We start from the raw sequence: 19,842 nt of genomic DNA on the forward strand, positions 1-19,842 counted from the left end.
GATTCCGGGCCGGCATTTTCGCACACAACACCCGGGGACGTCTCCGCCTGCAGACCATCACATGATTCAAATCAGCGATCCGGTTATCACAGTACTGCTTTGCGCCCTGGCCTACCTGGCCGGATCAGTATTGTTTGCACTACCGGTCTGCCGGCTATGGAAACTACCCGACCCACGCGCTCTGGGCTCCGGCAACCCTGGCGCCACCAACGTTTACCGCACTGGCGGCTGGCCGCCGGCTGTCGTCACTTTAGTCCTCGACGCAGCAAAAGGCTGGCTACCAGTCTGGCTGGCCAACTCCGCAGGTCTTTCGGTAATGGTTCAGGCGATTGTTGCACTGTTTGCGGTAACCGGGCACATGATCCCGGTATTTTATCGGTTTAAAGGGGGCAAAGGGGTTGCCACAGCTCTCGGCGCAGGGCTCGCACTTGCACCGGTGACCACCCTGATCATGGCCGCCATATGGCTGGTCATCATGTGGCGCTGGAGGATTTCAGCGGTCGCCTCCCTGAGCGCCATCATCTGCGGCCCGATTATCAGCGCCTTTATCGAACCCGACACCCTGCCCCTGTTTGGCCTGCTGGCACTGCTGATTGTGGTTCGCCACCGCAACAACCTCATCCGTCTGGCACAAGGGAGAGAGGCAGGGCTCTGAAGCCGCTCCGTCAGTCTGCCAATCCGTTCTCTCGCGGCTCTCTGATCGGGGGCAGAGTATTCATCGGCCAGCGGGGCACAGCAACAATGCGATCACCATCCCGCTGCCCGGATGTCAGGCGCTGAGCCCCGGCATAGGCAATCATCGCACCGTTATCGGTACAAAACTCGGGACGCGCGTAAAACACTTCAGCGTTCAACTTTTGCGTCATCTTCTCCAACCCTGCCCGCAGACGCTTGTTAGCGCTCACTCCGCCGGCAATCACCAGGCGTTTGCATCCGGTCTGTTCCAGAGAGCGCCGGCACTTGATGGTCAAGGTATCAACCACCGCAGATTCGAATGCCAGCGCTATATCAGCGCGTACCTGATCGTCCAGCTCTCCGCTGTCTTTCGCGGCGTTGACCGTATTCAATGTGAAGGTTTTCAAACCGCTGAAACTGAAATCAAGCCCGGGCCTGTCGGTCATAGGGCGCGGAAAACGGTAACGATCTGGCCGTCCTTTTTCAGCAAGCGCCGCGACTCTGGGCCCGCCCGGATAGTCCAGGCCAAGCATTTTTGCCGTTTTGTCGAAGGCCTCACCTGCAGCATCATCAACCGACTCGCCGAGCATCAGGTATTCACCAATACCATCTACGCGAACCAACTGGGTGTGGCCACCAGATACCAACAGCGCAACGAAGGGAAACGCCGGAGGGTTATCCTCGAGCATGGGAGCGAGAAGGTGCCCTTCCATGTGATGAACACCCAACACCGGAATGCCCAGAGCGTAGCCCAGAGAATGAGCCACCGAGCCGCCGACCATCAACGCGCCAACCAGGCCCGGGCCGGCAGTATAGGCAATACCCTCTATATCCGACCTCTCCTTGCCAGCCTTCGACAGCACCTCATCGCATAGCGGTAATAATTTTCGCACATGGTCGCGAGAGGCCAGCTCCGGGACTACCCCGCCATAGTCCGCATGCATATCGATCTGGCTGAACAGAGCGTGGGACAAAAGCCCCTTTTCGCTGTCAAACAGCGCTACGCCAGTTTCATCACAGGAAGTTTCGATACCGAGAATAAGCATAATATCCGGACCATCGTGGTTAGCTTGAGGATTGACTAGAATAGGAGGGGGCATTCTAGCAGAATCCCGAAATCCACAGACAGATTCATCGAACAAACATTGACCTTGCCACAACGCAAGCGCTATCATTGCCGCCCTAAAATATGCACTGGTCGAGTTTTAGCCAATCTGACCAGGGATCGAACCGATCTGGAACGTCCAGACGGACCAAATTGAAACCGAATCTATCAGGTAGGTGATTTTCGAATGCCAGCTGTTAAAGTGAAAGAGAATGAACCGTTTGACGTAGCCCTGCGTCGCTTCAAGCGTTCCTGCGAGAAAGCAGGTGTACTTTCTGAAGTGCGTCGTCGTGAGCACTACGAGAAGCCGACTTCAGTTCGTAAGCGTAAAGCAGCTGCTGCCGTTAAGCGTCATCTCAAGAAGCTTCAGCGGGAACAGCGCAAGTTCGAGCGTCTGTACTAAGCTACACCTGACGCTGCTTGACTGCACACTGTTAATCGCCTGTCCAGCCACACAGGCTGCGCAGCGCGATTCATAAAATGCCGCCGAGGCCTGGCTTCGGCGGCATTTTTGGCTATGGCCGAACTCTGACAAGTCCCGGTTGATCTGGAGTCTCCATGAGTGGACTGATCCCTCAACGTTTCGTTGAAGACCTGCTGGACCGTATTGATCTGGCAGAACTGATCGGCTCGCGCATTACACTCAAGAAAGCCGGCGCCAACTACAAAGCGTGCTGCCCCTTCCACGACGAGAAGACACCGTCCTTCAATGTACGACCGGACAAGGGCTTCTATCACTGTTTTGGCTGCGGCGCCCATGGCGATGCCATCAGCTTTGTCAGGGAGTTTGATGGACTGGGTTTTACCGAGGCTGTAGAAGATCTGGCCAAAAGAGCCGGCCTGGAAGTCCCTTATGACCGTGTCGCAAAGCAGGAGATTCAGCAAGCGCGAACCCTGACCGATGCACTGGACTTCGCCAACCGGTTCTACCAGTCAGCCCTGACCAGCCAGCAAGGCGCCTACGCCCGCGATTATCTGGCGCAGCGCGGCCTGGATGACGCCATTATCAGCGAATACCAGATTGGCTTCGCTCCGGGAACGGGTACAGCCCTGTTTGATACGGCCAATCAGGAACTGAAGGGCCGACTGATTGAAACCGGAACCGTATCCGATAAATACGGACGTCCGCGGGACCTGTTCAGAAACCGGGTCATGTTCCCCATCCGGAACACACGGGGCCGAACCGTCGCCTTTGGCGGCCGAACACTCGGGGACGACAAGGCAAAATACATCAACTCTCCGGAGTCTGACGTATTTCATAAAAGCCGGGAGATCTATGGGCTATTTGAGGCCCGGCAGGCACTGAAGCAACTCGACAGACTTCTGGTTGTCGAGGGGTATATGGATGTCATCGCCCTTGCACAACACGGCATTCACTATGCTGTTGCAACGCTCGGGACAGCCACAAACCAGGACAACCTGACGGCGTTACTGAAGCAGGTTCGGCACATCGTGTTCTGCTTCGATGGCGATCAGGCCGGCTTCCGGGCCGCCGACAGGGCCATGGATAACGCACTGGAACTCATGACGGACGGGCTGCACCTGCAGTTCCTGATGCTACCCCAGGGCGAAGACCCGGACACACTGGTTCGGAAGGAAGGCCCGGAGGCTTTCCAGAAACGTGTAGAAGGTGCCACACCTTTATCCCGCTACCTGTTTGACAGGCAGAGCGAAGGCCTGGACCTGCAACTCCCCGAACACCGCGGGGAACTTCGGGCCAGAGCGGAGCCGCTGCTCAACAGGATGCCCAAGAGTACGCTGCGGGATGCCATGTGGCATGAAATGCTTCGGTTATGTGGCGGCCGCAGCCAATGGCAGAAGCCTCAGCGAGAGCCCTGGGGGCAGTGGAAAGGCGGACGCAGGGACCGCATCAGTGAAGAACGAATCGATGTACGGCTTAGCAAGGACAGCATTCTTTGCCTGGCTTTGCTGGAGGCCCCTGAACTGGCAACGGAAATCAGCGAGTACGCCACCAGTTCACGACAGTACGATCAGGCCCGCAACCTGGCGAACTGGATATTGCAGCGAGAAGTCGGCGACCGGAACTCACTGATCTTCGAGCTGGCCACAGACGAAAAGGCACGGGAACGTTTCTACCACCTGTTTGATGGCGTAGAGCATATTCCGTCCCGGGAAAGCACGCTGGCAGCTGCCAGAGAGATGCTCAACCCGAACGAAGAAGCATCGCGACAGCAACGACTTGCGACGCTACTGCGAAACCTTTCAAACCTCTCCAGCGAGGAACGAAAGGAGCTGAGAACCCTGAGCAGCGGAAGTCAGGAGTAACAGCACTTGAAACTTGAGGCACTGATCACCATCTAACCTATCGGTGGCGGTGCGACCGAGCGACAGCTATAATGGCTGTTTAACTTTTTTCCTTTTGAAAAGCGAGTTCACAGGGTGTCTATGTCAGGCAATTCGCAGAAATCACGTTTGAAAGACCTCATTGCACGAGGCAAGGAACAAGGTTACCTGACTTACGCCGAGGTAAACGATCACCTCCCGGAAGATATTGCAGACCCGGATCAGGTCGAAGACATCATTCGGATGATCAACGACATGGGTATCCAGGTGTGTGAAGAAACACCGGATGCAGACACCCTGTTGATGACCGAAGGCGACTCAACAGCCGACGAAGCCGCCGCCGCCGAAGCAGCTGCTGCCCTGGCTGCCGTTGAAACCGACGCAGGCCGCACAACGGATCCCGTCCGCATGTACATGCGTGAGATGGGTACCGTTGAACTGCTGACTCGCGAAGGCGAGATTGTGATCGCCAAGCGCATCGAGGAAGGCATTCGCGATGTGATGGCGGCCGTTGCCCACTTTCCCGGCACTGCTGGCACCGTTATTCAGGCATACGATCGGATCATCGAAAATGAAGGCCGCATCAGCGACATCGTAACCGGCTTCCTTGATCCCGACGATGCAGCACCTTTCATGGGTGAGGATACCTCGTCAACCGAGGAGACGTCGGAAGAAGCGGATTCCGACGCAGACGACGATGATGATGACGACTCCAGCGAAGACGATAACGACAACGGCCCGGATCCGGAAGAGACCCGCCTGCGCTTCGAACTCCTGAAGGAAAAACTCGACGCTGCAGATAAAGCCCTGTCCAAGCATGGTCGCTCCGACAAGAAAACCCAGGACGCCCTGAACGAACTGGGACAGGTTTTCGCCCCCTTCAAGCTGGCAAACAAGGCTTTTGAAGAATTGGTGAACGTTGTTCGCTCTACCAATGATCTGGTACGCGAAAATGAGCGTGCGATCATGGATATCTGCGTTCGCGAAAGCAAAATGCCACGTAAGGATTTCATCAAGTGGTTCCCGGGCAACGAAGTGGATCTTGAGTGGGCAGGCGAAATTGCTGCTACCAAGAAGCCCTACGCCGCCGCTATCGGTGAGCGCATTGATGAAATTGTCCGTCTGCAGAAGCGGATTCACAATGTGCAGGCCGAGGTTGACCTGGACGTTGCCGACATCAAGGAAATCAACCGCCGGGTATCTATTGGAGAAGCCAAGGCTCGCCGTGCCAAGAAGGAAATGGTCGAAGCCAACTTGCGTCTGGTTATCTCCATCGCCAAGAAGTACACCAACCGTGGTCTGCAGTTCCTTGACCTGATCCAGGAAGGCAACATCGGCCTGATGAAGGCGGTCGATAAGTTCGAATACCGTCGTGGCTACAAATTCTCCACCTACGCAACCTGGTGGATTCGTCAGGCGATTACCCGCTCCATTGCGGACCAGGCCCGGACAATCCGTATTCCGGTGCACATGATCGAAACCATCAACAAGCTCAACCGGATTTCCCGGCAGATGCTGCAGGAGATGGGCCGCGAACCGACTCCGGAAGAGCTGGGCGAACGGATGGACATGCCGGAGGACAAGATCCGCAAGGTCCTGAAGATCGCCAAGGAACCGATCTCCATGGAAACCCCGATTGGTGACGATGAAGACAGCCATCTGGGGGATTTCATCGAGGACATCCAGGCGCTTTCTCCGGTGGACTCTGCTACAGCAGAAGGCCTCCGCGAAGCCACTCGCTCTGTACTGGCTGGCCTCACCGCCCGGGAGTCCAAGGTTCTTCGCATGCGCTTCGGCATCGAGATGAACACCGACCACACCCTGGAAGAAGTTGGTAAGCAGTTCGACGTTACCCGTGAACGTATCCGTCAGATCGAAGCCAAGGCTCTGCGCAAACTGCGTCACCCTTCCCGCTCCGATCACCTGCGCGGATTCATCGACGATCAGGGAAACCAGGGATAATCACCTGAACAGTAGCGGGCGTCGCACCTCACCGGTATAATGGCGCCCGCTTTGTTTCCCTACCCGGAAACATCCTTCCAATCAGCACACGCTGCATGGGCCTATAGCTCAGTTGGTTAGAGCAGGGGACTCATAATCCCTTGGTCGCAGGTTCGAGTCCTGCTGGGCCCACCATTTTCTACCCCAATCTCTATCCTGAACCCGCACTACCGGCCCCATTGCCCAAATAAACATTCCGGCTCACGTCCTGCATTTCCCGAAAAATACCGAGAAAGCTGCCCCATTAAACCCGACTCAAAAGATACCTTTCTTCTGCCGCTTAGCGCTTAGAAATCAGTTCGTTGGCCGGAGCGCGGCATATGGTGCCCCCCGCCTCCGCCCACTGAATGCTTGTCATTTTCCTCTGGGAACCTGAACTCCCCCCGCTAAACTGTCGACGCAATTTACATCAGGGACCACCCCGAAAACCGATAGCAAATGCAACCGTCTAATTTACCTACAAGATTTTTTTTATGGCCCAAGGTATGCCCATCCTTCTTCAGCAAGAACCGGAAGACTAGCGCAGGAGTTTTTACCCATGAACATACAGCACAGCGTATCTGCAGTTGGAAGTGTTGCAGCAGGGCTTCTATTTAGTAGCGTTACCTTTGGCGCGATGATCAATTGCAGTGAAGACGCAACCAAAAACTATATGGGAATCGATGATTCTAAAGTAGCAGCGTGCCTTGGTAGCGGCGTAGGAAACATTGGAAACGGCAAAAATGATGATTTTCTGGCCACTTTGGCTGGAGCGGGGTACACAGACGTTACAGGTAGCTACTCTCCTAGCTTCACCCAGAATGGCGCTATCGCCAATTTATTCACGCCAGGAGACGAATCTGGCACATGGTCCTTCAACCAGACACTCTGGGACGATTTCAATATCGGCGCCATTGGTTTTAAATTCGGCACAGGAAATACGCCAGACGAATGGTTCGTATATTCTCTGCAGGATGGCGTGTTTAAAGGCGACTGGAACTTTTTCTTCGGGTCAGCCAACCGCGAAACCGGCGGCGGGCTCTCCCACCTGACCCTTTACGCAAGAGATGGTTCCGTAACCGTTACGGAGCCAGGTACTTTGGCACTGTTCGGACTGGGATTGATTGGCCTTGGTTTGGCACGCAGGAACAAGAAAGCCGCATGACAAAAACAATCTGAAGAATCCTGCCATTTAAAAGCCCGCAACTGCGGGCTTTTATCATATATGCCCCCGCGCGCGCCCTCTCCCCCGCCTCAAGCCCAACTTCACTCTACTTATAACCATCCAACGGAGTGTCGACCTTCTTTACATCAAACAGGCCTAAAATTTTATAACCCTTTGCTATAAAAGAGTTTTTATTATTGGCACGCATTTGGCTTCAGACCGATCAGTACCATGAACAGAACCGCGCCTATGGAAGGCACGGGGATTTACTTATAGTAGTTACCCGAGATATACCGGGAAGGAAGTATCCATGAAAGTCAGAAACTTAGCCCTTGGAGCAGCTCTGGCATTTAGCGCCAGCGGAACCGCCTTTGCATACACCATCGACAATGGCGCTATCGACGTAGGCGATCTTGATAACCTTGTCGGCTACGAAGCCTCGATTGGCAATGCCGGCCAGCAAACAGAGACTGCTTGGGCTTCGGACCTGTTAAACGGAACACCTCTCACCTTCTCAGACAAGACTGAAACCAATATTGTTCTGAATCAGGTGGATGGACAGCAGAGCATTTTTGCATTCGACTTTGTGAGCGATGAGCCAGGTTATTTCATCGTCAAGCAAGGCAGAGTGTGGGCCTTGTTTGAAAACCTCGCCAGCCTCGACTGGGGTGTTTTCGACCTCGGAATCAAAGACAACGGCGTGTCTATCTTCAACTTTAAAGACAATGCGGATGACTTTACCATCAGTCACCTCACCGAATTTAACGGCGGTTCCATCTCTGTCCCAGAGCCGGGCACACTGGCTCTGTTCGGTCTTGGCCTAATGGGGCTGGGACTTGCTCGCCGGAACAAAAAGGCAGCCTGAACCTAACTGTCAGATTTGTTTACACACAAAAAACTCCCCTTCCGGGAGTTTTTTGTTGCCTTAATCCTCCCTGCAATACTCCGCAACACTCCCCAACAAATCCAAACACTCCAACGCCTTTATATGCAGGCAATCTGCCTGTTTATGTTCCATGCTTACCCATATACGTGGTTTTACCGACACGACAATCTGTCAGCAGAGCCAAAGTCCCCAAAAGACAAGCCGCATACACTAAAACTCAGAATCACAGTACCAGTCACGTTCAGTCGGGCCTGGAAAGGCACATAAAAAAACAACTAGCTTTTGGAGTAAGTCCATGGTTTCAACCTCCCGATTCCGTATTCGCACTCTCTCTCGGTCTGTTGCAGCCGCAACCTTTCTGGCTTCTGCAACGGTATCGGCCAACATGGGCAACATCGGCACAACCTATGGTCTTCTGCCAACCGATATTGCATCAGCTCAGGCGTTGTCGATGTTCAACACTCAGGTGTCTGCCACATACTACAACCCGGCCTATCTGGCAAAGGACCCCCGTGGTGAGCTGACCGGTGGCTTCCTTCACGGCGCCCACGAACTCAGGGCCGAAGGCGCAGACCGAACCGGCTCAATTGTCTCCGACCGCCCAAGCCAGAACGTTCTGATTGGTATGAAAACCAACTTGTCGTCACTCACCCGGGTCAAACACCCGATCTATCTGGGGTTTGTTGCGGGCGTCGAGAAGTTGGGCAAGGAACTCCTGGCGTTTAACTCCGAAACGTCCAACTCTGGCCAGTTCCTGACTTATGAACGCCAGCCCCTGTTCCTGAACCTTGGCGGCGCGACCACACTCTGGCGGGGCATTGACGCCGGGTTCGCTACACGGATTACACTACACTCAGAGGCGTCTTTGTCTGCCACGACCGACCTGGCAGGCAACACTCAATACGAAAGCCTCTCAGTAAATGCAAAACCCTCTATCCGTACGATTCTCAGCACCAGCATCGACCTGGGCGAAACTCTATGTCCGGACTCGGATTGCTTCCTCGACGGTTTTGAAACAGCATTCGTCTATCGCAGCAGCTCAAACACCCGGACAACCGTAGAGGCCAATACGGTCATTCCCGGTCTGATCCCGGCCAGTGATCCGCTTCAGTTCGCCATTTCCACCTACGACTCCTATCAGCCAACGGTCTACGCCGTAGGTCTCCAATACAGCGCATCTGACTGGCGTGTAGGGCTAACGCTGGAGCAACAGAACTGGTCCGATCTTGAGGACGAGTTTGCCGGAGACGACATCAAAGACCAGGCCGCGGCCCAGTTCGACGACATACTGATTCCACGGATCGGCGGCGAGATGAAGCTTGGTGACACCTTTGGTGTGACAGCGGGCCTTGCCTTTCAACCGACAGCCCTGAAAAGCACATCTACCCAGGACGTGAATTACTTCGACAATGACAAATACATTGTTGGGTTGGGGTTAAGCGCAGAGTACAAGCGCACCCGAATCCTTGCCTACCCGGTCCGCCTGGATCTGGGATATCAATACCAGATGCTCCAGGAGCGTGACTTCACCATCAGCACGACAGATCCCGATGCCTCAAACAATGGCACCGTGGTGTCTACCGATGGCGACGTACATGTATTCAGTGGTTCTGTCACACTGAAATTCTGATCGGAGGCTAAGCAATGAAGAAGTACAACAAAACGATTGCCCTTGCTCCCGCTATTCTCCTGGCCGCCTGTGGCGGAGGCAGTGAGCAGGTCATTGATAATTCAGTTTCCGAAACCGGCAGCGTCATCTATTCATACCCGGCAGATGGCCAAACCATGGTGAGCCCGAGGGCCGACATCGTGTTACGGTTTTCCCATGCCATCACCGATGAAAACATTACATCGAAGATCGAGCTGACCAACGCTCAGGGTTCCCAGGTTCCCTACTCTGTTACAGCGGTCGATGGTGGGCGCAGCCTGGTCCTCAGCCCGGATACAGAGCTGGATCTGAGCACTGAATACACCATTAGCATTTCAGAACCTCTGATGGCGGGTGTGCGCCAGATCAGCAACCCCAATGCGATGGGTGACGATGGCGTGCAGTTTTCCACACGGGCCGGTTTTACCGGCAGCCAGGGTCTGGACAGCCTGAACGGGGGTACATTCAGCGTTACCGAAATGCTTCCGTCTTCCGATGGCTTTTTCAAGCCGATGGACTTCTCGTCCTTTCTGGTGACTCTCAGCGAACCCGCGCATCCAGACTGGAAAGCTATGGGCGGCACGATTCGCCTGCTCGACAGCTCCGGTGAAGAGGTTTCCAGCGATGTTTACCTGAAAGGCCGCTACCTGACCGTCGACCCCTGCACTGCAGATACCCGTGCTGGCTGTGGTATGCCTGGCGATGTGCTGACCGCTGGTGAGGAATACACGCTGGAGATTGCCGGCCTGCCATCACTTTCAGGCCAGACGCTGAATTACAGCGCAAGTTTCACCCCTAAAGACACCAGCCCTACGGTTATTCTTTATCAGGAAACCATTGATTCCGGTTTAATCGCCGGTACAGCGCCGGTGCACTCGATACTGAATGATCAGATTATTAACGGGGTCAGCCTGAATTCTGTGCTTCAGGGCGTTACCGATACATCACAACAGACCGGTGGTCTCTATGCTGAGCTGGCATACGGCCCCAGCTTCCCCGGGGATGAGCCGGTACCTCTGCGCGTCCCAAAGGGAAGTTTGCTGGAAAGTACCAGCCTGGATGTACGAATCAATGGGACCGTTCCGGTTATCGACCCAACCACCGGAAGCATCCAGAAAACCGGTACCATCAAGGTAACCATGCTTTCAGATGCCTTGGGCTATCTATACCCGAACCCCTATTCCGACTCCGCAGAAGCGCCACGCCACGTAAAACTGTTCATGGATGTGTCCATGAACACCGAAGAGGCACAACCAAATGCATCCCTGTCACAGGACCTGATGCATGTGGAGCTCAGCGGTATTGCCATTGTTAAGGGCGGCGTACTGACCATTGATGCCATCGGCATGGTTGAGCCCAACCTGCTGGGCCAGGAGTTTACAGATTCGACCATCGCGTTCCATATCGAGGCCGATACCAATGCGGCTGTTCAGCTTGATGCGCTGGACAACCGTACCGCCGATACCACCGGCCCGAGCCTTGTGAGCTGGATGCCTGGTCCAAGCGATGCGATCCCGCCCACACGGCAATTGATGCAACGCCCCGGAGATCCGATCACCCTGAACTTCGATGAACCTCTGAACCAGGCCGGACTGACAGCAGGCATCACACTATTCGCTGATGGGACAGCGATTCCAGGTGCCGACGTCCAGCGCAAACTGGACGGTACCGTGGTCGTACTCAACCCCGTGGGTGGACTCGAACATGGCGTTGAATACAGCGTCCAGATCAACAATGAGCTGACCGACCTCGCGGGTAACAGTGCAACCTCTCAGACTCTGACGTTTACTGTTCCTGAGATTACAGCACCAGGCGCCTCGCCTATTGCGCTGACCACCTATCCTGGTTTCCCATGCGTTACGACTGGCGTGGACCTCGGTGCCGGGACCCACGGACAGTGCGTTGATGCAGCACCAGGCGGTCCAGCAGGCGACATACTCCCAATCACGACCATACCTGAGGATCGCCCCCTCACGGTCGTCTTCTCCCAATCCATGGACCTCGATTCCATTCGCAACGGTGAGACATTCCTCGTCGAGCAGATCAACGCGGATGGCAGCGTTGCGGGCGAGGTATCCGGCCGTCTGGAGAAAAACAATCAGCGAATTCGCTTCTACCCGGACAGCGCCTGGGAAGTGGACAGTTTCTATCGTTACACCATCGCCTCATCCACCGCCGTTAACGACTGCGGTGCGGCGGTTTGCTCGGAGGACGGTTACCCACTGCAAACTGACCTTTTGGTCGACCCACAAGACATCGGCGGGCCGGATCTGGAGATCTACTTCAAGGGCATAGCAGCCACTGGCACCGTGTACACACCTCTGCGGAACCTGCCGATTCGGGATACCAACTCAAACTACCTGATCGACGGGTGCGCATCACTTGGCGCCACGGACTGTGTTGAGCCTTTTGCCCATGAATCCGATGGTGCGGGAGGCTACCTGCCCTCTGAAAACGCGGCCAAACTGGCCGTTGTTAACAAGGAAGCTACAGCACTTGGCCTTACCATTGGGGCGAGTGTGGGCTGTGCAGCGAGCGAGTCCTGCCCGAAGAACAAGTTCATTTATCAGACTTACGGACTGAATACTGAAATCATCGGTCCGGCCTACGATGAAGAAGGCAACAATATCGGTATACGAGTCCTGCTGTACCCGACGATGCTCGCGACCACCTCAGCCAGCGTGTTCCTTGACGGCTTTGGTGAGAACGCCACCGGCCCACAGGTTCTTCGGATGCGCTACGGCACACCCACCGAGGATAATCCACTGGGTCTCGTTGAAGGGATCATCGTCGAAGGTGAAGACGGCAACCCGACGTTCCAGACCGTTGCTAACCTGACACTGGATGCCCCCAATCTGCAGTTGCCATTGGCCTCAGCACTGAGCCATGACCTCTACAGCAAACCGTTTACGCTGGAACTCAGCGGCCCGATTCTGTTCTTCGACGACGGTCGGATGCAGATTGAGCAACGGAACCTCAACGAACCACCGATTGAGGTAAACGTTGAAGTAGAAATTCCCATTCTCGGGGGCTTTATGGACTTTTTCCAATGCGTCAGTGCCGGTAATTCCCTTGCAGATTGCCTCAGTGGTAACGGTACCGACTCGGGAGACATCAGTATTCCCCTGATCATTCCACAGGCAGGCATCTGGCTGAACTTCATCTCCAACCCCGTCAAGGAAATCCCGGCGGTACAATAACCCCGGGCAGGACCTGACAATTCAGGCCAGTCTTCGGACTGGCCTTTTTTGTGCCCGATTTGAGAAATCCAACTTGTGCCATCCAGGGAGATTCCTGTTAATCTGGTTTCAATTTGAAACCGTAAAACCTTCGTGAACCACAAAAATAACGCAGGGGGAAATGTACCCATGGAAAATGGCACCCACTACCGAACCTGTCATCTGTGTGAAGCCATGTGTGGCGTCGCCATTGATGTGAAGGATGGGAAAATCACGTCTATCCGGGGCGACGACAACGACCCTCTAAGCCGCGGACATATTTGCCCCAAGGCGATTGCCCTCCAGGATCTCCACGAGGATTCCGAGCGCCTGCGCAAACCGGTACGAAGAACTGCCAGCGGCTGGCAGGAGATGGAATGGGACGAGGCCTTTGACCTTGTCGCCAGGAAGCTTCATCAAACCCGGTCCGACTACGGCCGTAACAGTATAGGGGTCTACCTGGGCAATCCGAACGTCCACAATCACGGGTCGCTGGTCGCAACCATGCCGTTCCTTCGTGCTGTAGGCTCCCAGAACCGATTCTCTGCAACGTCGAACGACCAGCTGCCTCATATGTTGACCAGCCTGGAGATGTTCGGTCACCAGATTCTGTTCCCGATTCCGGATATCGACAACACCGACCTGTTCATCTGCATCGGCGCCAATCCTATGGCTTCCAACGGAAGCCTGATGACCGTACCGGATTTCCGGGGGCGGTTAAAAGAGCTCAGGCATCGCGGCGGCAAACTAACTGTGGTGGACCCCCGCCGTACCGAAACCGCGAAGGTCGCCGATGAGTTCCATTTCATCAGGCCCGGTTCCGATGCCCTGCTGCTGATGGCGATGGTGCACACACTTTTCCAGGAAAGTCTGGTGAATACCGGCTCTGCCGGAGACCTGGCCAAGGATGTGGACCTGCTGAGGCTCGCGTCCCTGAGTTTCTCTCCTGAAGCCGTTAGCGACCACACGGGCATTCAACCCAACACCATCCGACAACTGGCCCGGCAACTGGCCAACACCCCCAAAGCCGCGCTCTACACCCGCATGGGCACCAGCACTCAGGCATTTGGCGGAATTGCGACCTGGCTCGCCTATTGCCTCAACATCCTGACCGGTAAGCTGGACCGTCCCGGAGGCGTGCTGTTTACCCAGCCCGCCATTGATCTGGTTGCCATTGGAGCCATGTCCGGACAGAACGGTCATTTCGGTAAACGACACAGCCGGGTCCGGGGCCTTCCTGAATTCGCTGGGGAATATCCCGCCAGTACCATGGCGGATGAGATACTGACACCGGGCGAAGGACAGATCCGGGCGTTCGTGACGGTAGCCGGTAACCCTGTTCTCTCCAGCCCTAACGGGCGACGCCTTGATGAGGCACTGGAAGGGCTCGACTTCATGGTGTCGGTCGATTACTACCTGAACGAAACCACCCGGCATGCCGATGTGATCCTGCCGCCAACAGCCGCTCTGGAACGAAGCCACTACGACCTGATTTTCAGTATGTTTGCGGTGCGCAACACCGCCAAATACAGTGAACGGCTTTTTGATGCCGGCCCCGACACCAGACACGACTGGCAGATTCTTCTCGAGTTGGCCCATCGGCTGGAAAAGCTGCGCAAAAAAGGCCGGCTGCCAATCCGGGCCGAACTTGGTTGGCGGGCATTCAAGCAACTCGGGCCCGATCCCATTCTTGATCTCCTGCTGCGCTCTGGCCCCTACGGGGCCGCCGGGAAGCCCGTCAGAGGGCTGGCTCAACCTGCTATCGACCTCCTGATGGACCTGCTCCCCAAGCGTCATCCGCTACGGGGACTGGCCAACCTGAGTTCACTCAACCGCCGTTGGCAGCACCTCCCTAAAGGTTTGTCGCTTTCCTCGCTCCGGGAACAACCACATGGCGTCGACCTTGGGCCTCTGAAGCCCTCTTTGCCTGATCGGCTGTACACCCGGGACGGAAAGATCAACCTGGCGCCCAGGCGTTTCCTCGATGATCTGGAGCGCCTCCATCTGGTTCTGAGTACTCCACCGGAAGACGGGTTGTTACTGATCGGTCGTCGACACGTCCGCAGCAACAATTCATGGATGCATAACAGCCAGCGACTGGTGAAGGGCAAAAGCCGATGCACGCTGATGATCCATCCAAAGGATGCGTCGCGCCTTGGCCTGCAGTCCGGAGACTCTGCCGAAGTGCAGGCGTCTGCAGGCAGTATCGTTGTACCTGTGGAGATCACCGAAGACATCATGCCGAGTGTCGTATCCGTTCCACATGGCTGGGGGCACGATCGCGAAGGCAGCGGCCAGTCCGTCGCCACCGAGCATGCAGGCGCCAGTATCAATGACGTACTCAGTGACACCCAGATCGATCCCTTGGTGGGCACCTCGGTATTGAATGGTCAGACAGTAAATGTCAAAGTCTGGCGCCCCGCCCGACAACGTAAGCGGGCCTGATTCAAACGAAGGAGTATCGAATGCCTCTCTGGCTTCAGTGGACGCTGATCGTAGCAGGGCTGACTATTATTGCCCTGCTGCTGGTTTTTATTTTCCGGCAGTCGAAGGCCCTGTCCGAAGGGAAAAAGCGACAGGCAAAGGCAGATGAATTTATCCGCCAGCGGCGGAAGGATATGGCAGAAAGTGTTCGGGTCATAGCCCTCGCCATCGAAGCTGATCAGGTCGAATATTCCGAAGCCTGCTTGCGGCTGAAAGGCCTTCTTGATCACCTGGCACCGGAATTACTGGAGCAGTCCCCCTACCAGGTATTCCTTGAGGTGCATGACCGCCTTCAGCACATGCCTACCCATCAGGCCAGACAAGCCACCGAAACCCGGTTTCTCGAGAAATTGGACAAGGAACGGTTTGAGATCGAGAAACAGTACGCCGACGAGATACGCCGCGCCGCTACGGCCATCCGTCTGCACTCATTCGATGATTGAACGATCGCTAACCCAGCCGTTTTGTAACTTTTTGTAACCGAAAAAGCTAGCAAGGCACACGTTTAGCAAAGCAAAACAATAGGTTCCAGACTAGCGAAAACATGACGCCCCACTCATGAGCCGGCACCTCTGTGAGCCGGCTTTCCTTTTCCAGCCTTTTGGCTAAATTTAAAGACAGGGCGCAGCCCACTTCGTAGCGGTTGCCCTGCGTTGTGTTCTCCTGAAATGTTTGGACGATTTTGCAATAAGCGGGTGAGCTTGCCGGCCTTTTGGCCGGCTTTTTTGGTGGGCCAAGGTCTGTTTACTGGTTCATCATTCCGGCCATAGCCATGATGCTGTCCTTGCTTTCCACCAGCTGATCAAACTGCTCTTCGACTTTTTCGCGATCAAGGCCCAGCTCATCGTAGAACGACTGGCTGACGTCTTCTCCGGCGCCCAGAGCAATCCCCCTCGCGGTCAACAACTGACGCCCGAGCCAGAGCAACTTCGCATAGACACAGTGATCGCCATTGTAGCCCGGATTTTTCTGGTAACGGATCGCCAGGGTGACTTCATCCGGCATGCCCCAGTTTTCCATAAGCTGGCTGGCAATCTGCTCTCTCGTGATACCCAGCAGGTAGTGTTCAGTAACCGATGAATCAATCTGCGGGTTTACTTCCAGAGAGCGGCACACCAGTTTGAAATGTGGCGGAAAGACCTGGGCCAGCACCAGATGTCCAAAGTTATGCAACAGACCCGCAAGATACGCCAGGCCAAACATAGGGCGTTCGCCGCGGGGCATCATACTCGCCAGGATACCTGCAGACTGGGCCTGCCAGATTGCCTGCTGCCAGTAGTCGACGTATCCATCCGGGTGGTCCTGAGGCTTCTTCAGAGCCCGGCCTAGAGAAAGCCCCATGGCCAGGTTCATCACCAGATCAAAACCAAGCACCCGGGATACCGCATCGTGTACCGAACGCACCTGGCCCGCAGCCGCATAGAAGGACGAGGAAGCCCAACTCACAACCTGTGCGGCAAGACTGGGATCACTTTCGACAATATCAACCAGGTCGCCCATGACGGCGTTCGGGTTCACCCTCAGGTGAATGATTCGTTGGGCAGTTTCCGGTAACGGCGGAAGTTCCAGGGTATCTTCCAGTCGCTGCTGGATTCGCAGCCCGGTAAATTTCTTGATGGCCGTATTGAACTGATCCCGGTCCTTGCCATGGTCACTGAGGTTCACGGCTATCGAGGCAGGATCAACGGCGAAGGCCACTCTGTCGGCTTCAGCGGTAAGGCCTCGAAAGTCTTCTGCGGGCATCACCATGGCCAGATTCTGATCACCCAGTTCAATCGCGACCGCTGGCAGGTCATCCACCTGGCTATCGACCACGGTTGGCCAGCCCGTCAGGGACGGCAGCGCAGGCAGCTCGCTCAGACCCGCGCGTTCCCGGACACGAACCTGCTCCCGACGCTTCATAAGCTGTAGATCGCGGCCCAGATGTTTATTGAGCAATGACAGGTCAATCAGTTCGTCTTTGCGACAAATAGCCTGCAGATTACCCTCCCCGTCGTTCAGCAAAACCATACGCAACAGTTCGTTTACTGCGATCTGACGAGCATCCCGCAGCGCTACCCCCGATGCAGATTCCCCGAGGGCCTGCTGAACTGCGACAGGTAATTCCATAACTCTCTCCCGAATTAGTGCTGAAGGCCGGACTCGGCGACCGGCGTTCTATCGTTCACATTCCATCATAAGGCCCGCAATCGGTTTACAGATTGACCCATGCCTGTTTCCGGACTGTTTCTATACGCTCACGACAGCTCAACGGGCGTACTCTATGATTCTTTCTGGTTGTTTCTGACTCTCTATCAGACATCGCCGTAGCGAAGCCTTTCTCCCAGCCAGCGGCGAATCAAGCCACTGACGATTTCCGGTGATTCCATCAGGCCCGGAGCCATTTCTTTAACCGGCTCTATCCAGCCTTTGTCCCGTTCAAAGTCCGCAAGCCTGAATTGCATCATGCCAGTCTGCCGGGTTCCGAGAACCTCGCCCGGGCCGCGGATTTCGAGATCTTTCTCGGCAATATAAAATCCATCCTGGCTGTCCCGCAGGGCCTGCAGGCGCGCTTTGCCATTCTGCGACAGAGGCGGATGGTACATCAAAACACAGAAGCTGGCCTGCTCTCCGCGACCGACACGACCCCGGAGCTGATGCAGCTGGGCCAAACCCAGTCGCTCCGGGTTTTCAATCAGAATCAGCGAAGCATTGGGAACATCCACTCCCACTTCTATCACGGTTGTCGCGACCAAAAGGTCCAGTTCACCGGTCTTGAAGCTCTCCATGACCGCCGCTTTTTCAGCGGCTTTCAGGCGCCCGTGCACCAATCCGACCTTGAGTTCCGGCAATCGTTCCACCAACTCTGCCGCGGTCACCTCCGCAGCCTGGCATTGCAGAGCCTCTGATTCCTCAATCAGGGTACACACCCAATACGCCTGGCGCCCTTCCCGGCAAGCCTTTCGGACTCGCTCCACCACATCCTCCCGCCGGGTATCAGGGAGAACAATGGTTTCAATAGGTTTGCGCCCCGGCGGCAACTCATCAATGACCGACGTGTCCAGATCTGCGTATGCACTCATGGCCAGGGTCCGGGGGATCGGCGTGGCCGTCATGATGAGCTGGTGGGGGGCTAACGTCCCTCCCACGCCTTTTTCCCTGAGTGCGAGCCGCTGGTGAACACCGAACCGATGCTGCTCATCCACAATCACCAGGGCCAGTCGCTGAAATTGCACGTCATCCTGGAACAGCGCATGTGTCCCGATGACAACACCTGCCTGCCCGGACACTACTTTTTCCCGAGCCTGCTGGCGGGCCTTGCCTTTGACCTTTCCAGACAGCCAGGCCAGTTCAATACCCAGAGGTTCAAGCCAGGAACTGAAGTTCTGGAAGTGCTGTTCCGCCAGAATTTCTGTGGGGGCCATCAACGCAACCTGCGCGCCCGCACCAATCGCCTGCAACGCCGCTACAGCGGCAACAACGGTTTTACCCGAGCCCACATCCCCCTGCACCAGGCGCAGCATTGGCAAAGGCTGGCTCAGATCCTGGCGAATATCACTCAACACATGTCGTTGGGCACCGGTGAGACTAAACGGAAGGGAATCCAGAAACTGCCGGGTCAGCTCTCCTGTTGGCAGCAATGGCAGTGCCTCCCGAGCCTGAATCTGTTCCCGCACCTGGAGCAAGCTGAGCTGGTGCGCCAGCAGCTCTTCCATGACCAGGCGTTGCTGCGCAGGATGCCGACCCTCCATCAGCAGGTGAACCGGAGCATTGGCCGGCGGCAAATGAACCAACTGGACGGCATCAGTAATCGCCGGCAACTGGTAATCCGCCAGCAACTCCGGTGGTAACCAGTCCTTTATGGGGTAGCGCCGGAGATAGGCCAGAGCCTGCTGACACAATCCTCTGACCCGGGGCTGCTGAATCCCTTCAGTGAGGGGGTAAACCGGGGTCAGTGTCGCCTGACCTTCATCAGGCATTGGAGGAGGGCTGACCTGATATTCGGGATGATAGAACTCATAGCCTGCCCGGCCAGGCCGGACCTCACCAAAACACCGGACTCTGGCGCCTTCAGACAACTGGTTTTTCTGGGCCGCGTTAAAGTGGAAAAAGCGCATCACCAGGAAACCGGTCTCGTCCTTCAGGGTTACCTGCAAGCTACGGCGGCGCCCCATCACGAGATCGGTTTTCATGACGTCGCCCTCCACCACGGCGACATCGCCGATACGAAGACTGCCCATCGGGATTACCCGGGTGCGGTCTTCGTACCGATGGGGCAAGTGGAAAAGCAGGTCCTGCAGAGAATAAATCCCCAGCTTGGCCAACTTTTCCGCCAGGGCGTTGCCTACGCCCTTCAGCTGGGTGACGGAGAGGTCATCCAGTGACGTCATAGTGTTT

General features: G+C 55.8%; 12 protein-coding genes, 1 tRNA gene and 1 pseudogene. 11 read left to right on the plus strand and 3 right to left on the minus strand.

Annotated elements, in window-relative coordinates; translation table 11 throughout:
- The first annotated feature begins 61 nt into the window (after positions 1–61).
- Positions 62–655, plus strand: a complete 594-nt coding sequence (gene plsY, locus FWJ25_RS18460) for a glycerol-3-phosphate 1-O-acyltransferase PlsY (RefSeq protein ID WP_149601745.1) — start codon at positions 62–64, stop codon at positions 653–655.
- 10 nt (positions 656–665) lie between these two features.
- On the opposite strand, the gene tsaD is transcribed toward plsY, so the two are convergent.
- Complete coding sequence (gene tsaD, locus FWJ25_RS18465; RefSeq protein ID WP_149601764.1) at positions 666–1,721, minus strand: tRNA (adenosine(37)-N6)-threonylcarbamoyltransferase complex transferase subunit TsaD; 1,056 nt, start codon at positions 1,719–1,721, stop codon at positions 666–668.
- Between the two features lie 246 nt (positions 1,722–1,967).
- Between tsaD and rpsU the strand changes: the two genes are divergently transcribed.
- From rpsU to FWJ25_RS18515, 10 genes and pseudogenes are all read left to right on the plus strand, one after another.
- A complete protein-coding gene (gene rpsU / locus FWJ25_RS18470) occupies positions 1,968–2,183 on the plus strand; it encodes a 30S ribosomal protein S21 (RefSeq protein ID WP_072794797.1) in 216 nt (71 codons plus the stop codon).
- Between the two features lie 155 nt (positions 2,184–2,338).
- The gene (gene dnaG, locus FWJ25_RS18475; protein ID WP_149601746.1) at positions 2,339–4,066 is read left to right on the plus strand and encodes a DNA primase; all 1,728 of its coding nucleotides are present in this window, start codon (positions 2,339–2,341) and stop codon (positions 4,064–4,066) included.
- A gap of 120 nt (positions 4,067–4,186) precedes the next feature.
- Entirely contained in the window at positions 4,187–6,046 is a 1,860-nt protein-coding gene (gene rpoD / locus FWJ25_RS18480; protein WP_149601747.1) for an RNA polymerase sigma factor RpoD, read from the plus strand.
- 97 nt (positions 6,047–6,143) lie between these two features.
- Positions 6,144–6,220 (plus strand) — tRNA-Ile (locus FWJ25_RS18485).
- Positions 6,221–6,623: 403 nt separating this feature from the next.
- Positions 6,624–7,229: a PEP-CTERM sorting domain-containing protein gene (locus tag FWJ25_RS19940; protein WP_246166891.1), complete on the plus strand. Its 606-nt coding sequence runs from the start codon at positions 6,624–6,626 to the stop codon at positions 7,227–7,229.
- Positions 7,230–8,001: 772 nt separating this feature from the next.
- Positions 8,002–8,094 (plus strand): annotated as a pseudogene (locus FWJ25_RS20500) (PEP-CTERM sorting domain-containing protein); the annotation flags it as partial.
- A 316-nt stretch (positions 8,095–8,410) separates the two neighbouring features.
- Positions 8,411–9,745: an outer membrane protein transport protein gene (locus FWJ25_RS18500; protein WP_149601748.1), complete on the plus strand. Its 1,335-nt coding sequence runs from the start codon at positions 8,411–8,413 to the stop codon at positions 9,743–9,745.
- A 14-nt stretch (positions 9,746–9,759) separates the two neighbouring features.
- Complete coding sequence (locus tag FWJ25_RS18505) at positions 9,760–12,963, plus strand: Ig-like domain-containing domain (RefSeq protein ID WP_149601749.1); 3,204 nt, start codon at positions 9,760–9,762, stop codon at positions 12,961–12,963.
- 168 nt (positions 12,964–13,131) lie between these two features.
- On the plus strand, positions 13,132–15,426 hold the full coding sequence (locus tag FWJ25_RS18510; protein ID WP_149601750.1) for a molybdopterin-dependent oxidoreductase: 2,295 nt from the start codon (positions 13,132–13,134) through the stop codon (positions 15,424–15,426).
- A 20-nt stretch (positions 15,427–15,446) separates the two neighbouring features.
- Positions 15,447–15,908, plus strand: a complete 462-nt coding sequence (locus tag FWJ25_RS18515; RefSeq protein ID WP_149601751.1) for a DUF2489 domain-containing protein — start codon at positions 15,447–15,449, stop codon at positions 15,906–15,908.
- Between the two features lie 301 nt (positions 15,909–16,209).
- Here FWJ25_RS18515 and FWJ25_RS18520 read toward each other — a convergent pair whose 3' ends face one another.
- Entirely contained in the window at positions 16,210–17,574 is a 1,365-nt protein-coding gene (locus tag FWJ25_RS18520) for an aminoacyl-tRNA deacylase and HDOD domain-containing protein (RefSeq protein WP_149601752.1), read from the minus strand.
- Positions 17,575–17,759: 185 nt separating this feature from the next.
- Positions 17,760–19,835, minus strand: a complete 2,076-nt coding sequence (recG, locus tag FWJ25_RS18525) for an ATP-dependent DNA helicase RecG (RefSeq protein WP_149601753.1) — start codon at positions 19,833–19,835, stop codon at positions 17,760–17,762.
- Positions 19,836–19,842 lie beyond the last annotated feature (7 nt).

Source organism: Marinobacter salinexigens (assembly GCF_008370345.1).
Lineage (GTDB): Bacteria > Pseudomonadota > Gammaproteobacteria > Pseudomonadales > Oleiphilaceae > Marinobacter > Marinobacter salinexigens.